The following is a 4,389-nucleotide window of genomic DNA, read 5'->3' as shown; positions in this document are numbered from 1 at the left end:
GCCCGCCCGCGGCCCAGCCGGACGTGGGCACCGCACCACGCCACGCCACGCCACGCCACGCCACGCGATCATGCTGGCGCCAGCATCCGAGTCTTGGCCGGGCCAGGCGGCGTCGCACCGCCATGCGGTGCGAGGACCACGCCGACGAGCGGCAGCCCGACCGCCAGCCCCCACGGCCGAGTCCCACCGGCCCTGGCTGCCCCCCCCCGAAGCGCGCAGGCCCGAACTGTCCTTGGCAGGCCATCGCCGACGTCCGGCCACCGCGAGTCAGGCGCCGCGGCGCTCATCCGTGGCCGAGGGGACCGTGGGCCCTCTCTGGGTGCCTGCCGCCTGTCACCGTGGCGAGCCGAGCGGGCCCGAGCAGCGGTCAGCCGCCGCTCGGGTCGGGGCGCACCGGGTCGCGCACGGCGACGGTGCCGGCTGCCCGGTCGTGCAGGCCGCGCTGGTCGCGATCCCAGAGGAACACCGGGAAGAGCAGGGCCAGCAGCAGCGTGCGCACGGCGACCCACGGCCACGACGCCAGCCCGCGGTCACGCAGCCGGATCACCCTGATGCCCAGCAGCCGCATGCCGAGCGTCTGCCCGGCGGTGCTGAGCAGGATGAACTCCTCCAGCAGGAAGACCAGGTAGATCGCCAGACCCCGGACGTCGCTGGAGTACCTCAGCCCGGCCAGGAAGAGCACTCCGACGACGAGGTTGGCCACGATCCCGTCAATGATGTAGGCCCCTAGCCGCGGACCGAAGCCCACCACCGAGCCCCGGCCGTGTTCGGGCAGGCCGAGCCGGACGCCCGGCGGCGTGTCGCGGGGCAGGCCTGGCCCTTCTAGCCAGCCTCCGAGTGCTCGTCCCACGGCGCAAGCTTATGCGCCGCTCCGGACCTGCACCCGACAGATCACCAAGGGTGATAAAGTCGGCCCCTGTAACATAAACGAAACGACTTCGTGATGTCCTGTGTCTGCCAAGACGTGCCGAAAGGCATGTCGACATACCGCGCTGGGCAGGTTCGGGAGCAGGACGCGACACGGGAGGACGAATGTTCACCAAAGCCGAAGACGTGCTTCGCTTCATCCGCGACGAGGATGTCCAGTTCATCGATGTGCGGTTCTGTGACCTTCCCGGGATCATGCAGCACTTCACGATTCCAACGCAGGTTTTCTCCGAGTCAGTGTTCACCGACGGACTGATGTTCGACGGCTCGTCCATCCGTGGTTTCCAGGCAATCCACGAGTCCGACATGCTGCTACTGCCGGACCCGCAGACGGCGTTCGTGGACCCGTTCCGCGAGCACAAGACCCTGGCCATGACATTCTTCATCCACGACCCGATCACGAAGGAGCAGTACTCCCGCGATCCGCGCAACATCGCCAAGAAGGCGGAGACCTACCTCCGGGGCACCGGCATCGCCGACACCGCGTTCTTCGGACCGGAGGCGGAGTTCTACATCTTCGACGACGTCCGATATGACTACAACCCCTACGGGTCATTTCACCAGGTCGATTCCGTCGAGGCCGCCTGGAACACCGCGCGCAAGGAAGAGGGCGGTAACCTCGGCTACAAGCCGAGGTTCAAGGGCGGTTACTTCCCGGTCCCGCCGACCGACCATTTCACCGACCTGCGCTCCGAGATGACCCGCGTGCTCTACGAAACCGGCATCACCGTCGAGATGCAGCATCACGAGGTCGGCACCGCGGGCCAGGCGGAGATTGACATCCGCTATGACACGCTACTGAAGACCGCCGACAACCTGATGCTCTACAAGTACGTGATCCGCAACGTGGCGCGCAGCCGCGGCAAGACGGTCACCTTCATGCCGAAGCCGCTGTTCGAAGACAACGGATCGGGCATGCACGTGCACTCCAGCCTGTGGAAGGGCGGCGAGCCGCTGTTCTACAGCGCCAACGGCTACGGCGGCCTGTCGGACATCGCGCGGTACTACATCGGCGGCCTGCTGCACCACGCCCCCGCGCTGCTGGCGTTCACCAACCCGACGACGAACTCCTACCGCCGGCTGGTCCCCGGCTACGAGGCCCCGGTCAACCTCGTCTACTCGGCACGTAACCGCTCGGCCTGCTGCCGCATCCCCCTCGGCGGAGACTCGCCCAAGGCGAAGCGGGTCGAGTTCCGGGTGCCCGACCCGAGCTGCAACCCGTATCTCGCCTTCGCGGCGATGCTCATGGCCGGCCTCGACGGCATCCGCAACAAGATCGACCCACCGGAGCCCATCGACAAGGACCTCTACGAACTGCCCCCGGACGAACTGGCCGCGGTGCCGCAGGTTCCGGGCTCGCTGGAAAAGGTGCTCGACGCGCTCGAGGCCGACCACGAGTTCCTGCGCGAGGGTGACGTGTTCACCACGGACCTGATCGAGACCTGGCTGGACTACAAGCGCCGCAACGAGGTCGACGCCATCCGGCTGCGGCCGCATCCGTACGAGTTCACCCTGTACTACGACATCTGAGATCCCGGCTCACGACCGGACATCCATCCGCGGCCACTGCCGGATTCCACGGGGGCCCGTGCACCGGGCCGCGCCGGCGCATTCTGGCAGGGCCGCCGGGTGATTCTGTCGCTCGTCGGCGGGGTCCCGTTCCGATACACAGGAACGGGACCCCGCTCATCTCCTCCTCCGTCCGGAGGATTGCCGCCGGCCGGTCCGTCGGCGCGATCGGAATCCAGCACCCACCACCCTGGTGCGACCGACCGGCGGGCGGCCGGCGTTACCGGCGCGGGTCCGCGAAGGTATACCACTGGTCACACACGAGAGACGAAGAATTAACAAGCACGTGACTGCTGGGTAACGGGGCCCGACGAGGCTCCGACCGAACCCTCCCGTCATCGCGGCCTGGGTCGGCCTCCCCCGGCCGATCACGAAGTCGCTCCGAAGCGTGCAGGATCAACAACGGGGAGTATTGAGTGAGTTATCAGGCCGAGTACATCTGGATTGACGGCACCGAGCCCGACCCGCTGATGCGCAGCAAGACCCGCATCGTGAAGGACGGCAAGGAACCGGAGATCTGGGGCTTCGACGGCTCAAGCACCAACCAGGCGCCGGGATCGAACTCGGACTGTGTGCTGCGACCCGTCTTCATCACGCCCGACCCGATCCGCGGCGGCGACAACAAGCTGGTGCTGTGTGAGGTCGAGCTGACCGACTTCACCCCGCACCCGACGAACACCCGGGCGTTCGCCCGCGCGGTCGCCGAGAAGTACGCGGACATGGGCCCGCACTTCGGCATCGAGCAGGAGTACACCTTCTTCAAGGACGGCCGTCCCTACGGCTGGCCCGAAGTCGGCTACCCCGCGCCGCAGGGCCCGTACTACTGCGGCGTCGGCGGCTCGAAGATGCCCGGCCGCGAGATCGTGGAGCTGCACACCCAGGCGTGCCTCGACGCCGGCCTCGCCATCGAGGGCACCAACGCCGAGGTCATGATGGGCCAGTGGGAGTTCCAGATCGGCGTCCTGCCGGCGCCCGAGATCGGCGACCAGATCTGGCTGGGCCGCTGGCTGCTGGCCCGCATCGCCGAGGACTTCGGCGTCGAGGTGTCCTACGCCGCCAAGCCGATCCCCGGTGACTGGAACGGCGCGGGCGCGCACACCAACTTCTCCACGAAGCAGACGATGGAAGGCTGGGATGCCATCGTTGCCTGCTGCGAGGCGCTCGGCACCCGTGTCATGGAGCACGTCACCCACTACGGCAACGGCATCCAGGACCGGCTGACCGGCAAGCACGAGACCGCACCCTGGGACAAGTTCTCCTGGGGCGCGTCCGACCGCGGTGCCTCGGTCCGTATCCCGTGGGCCGTGGAGAAGGCGAAGAAGGGCTGGCTCGAGGACCGGCGTCCGAACGCCAACATGGACCCGTACCTGGTCACCGCCCTCATGATCGACACCTGCTGCAGCGCGCTGGCCGGCGACAAGCCGACCCTGTTCGTGCCGGAGCAGGGCGCGCCGGTGACGGCGCCGGTCACCGCGGCCGCCACGGTCTGAGTCCCCCGCCGCCACCGGGCCGGGAATCAGGGACCGATATTCGGATCAGCATCCGGTCGGCACGGATTCCCGGTCCCACGGACGCGGCGAGGACGAACGGGGCGAGGCCGTCACAACGGCCCGCCCCGGGCGGCAGGCAGCACCCGGGCACTCGCGCGGGGGAGCGCGCACGGCCCTGGTTTCCCGCTCCCGGACATCCGCGGACCCGCAACGGAGCGCACCGCGACGTGAGGTGACACCCCGCAGGCCGGTCGGCCGAGCTTCGCTCTCGGCCGACCGGCCTGTCGGCGTTCGCGGCGCCGCGCGGCCGGCTCAGCCGAAGCCGGTGGTGTGCTCGCGGGCGAAGATGTCCTCGACGATCGAGTGGGCCCGGCCCGCCCGGCGCCGATGGTCGGCCAGCAGG

Annotated in this window: 3 protein-coding genes; 2 read left to right on the top strand and 1 reads right to left on the bottom strand. The window is 68.6% G+C overall.

What is annotated here, in order from left to right; genetic code table 11:
• Positions 1-367: 367 nt before the first annotated feature.
• A complete protein-coding gene (locus tag MXD58_RS21035) occupies positions 368-850 on the bottom strand; it encodes an RDD family protein (RefSeq protein ID WP_248837181.1) in 483 nt (160 codons plus the stop codon).
• Between the two features lie 182 nt (positions 851-1,032).
• Between MXD58_RS21035 and glnA the strand changes: the two genes are divergently transcribed.
• Together glnA and glnII are read left to right on the top strand one after the other, a co-directional pair.
• Positions 1,033-2,457, top strand: coding sequence for a type I glutamate--ammonia ligase (glnA, locus tag MXD58_RS21030; RefSeq protein ID WP_248837180.1), 1,425 nt, complete (start codon positions 1,033-1,035; stop codon positions 2,455-2,457).
• Positions 2,458-2,912: 455 nt separating this feature from the next.
• Entirely contained in the window at positions 2,913-3,986 is a 1,074-nt protein-coding gene (gene glnII / locus MXD58_RS21025; protein WP_248837179.1) for a glutamine synthetase GlnII, read from the top strand.
• Positions 3,987-4,389 lie beyond the last annotated feature (403 nt).

It is taken from the genome of Frankia sp. AgKG'84/4, from assembly GCF_023242965.2.
Classification (GTDB): domain Bacteria; phylum Actinomycetota; class Actinomycetes; order Frankiales; family Frankiaceae; genus Frankia.
Note: the sequence above shows the minus strand (reverse complement) of the source record. Positions and strands in the feature narration are given on the sequence as shown.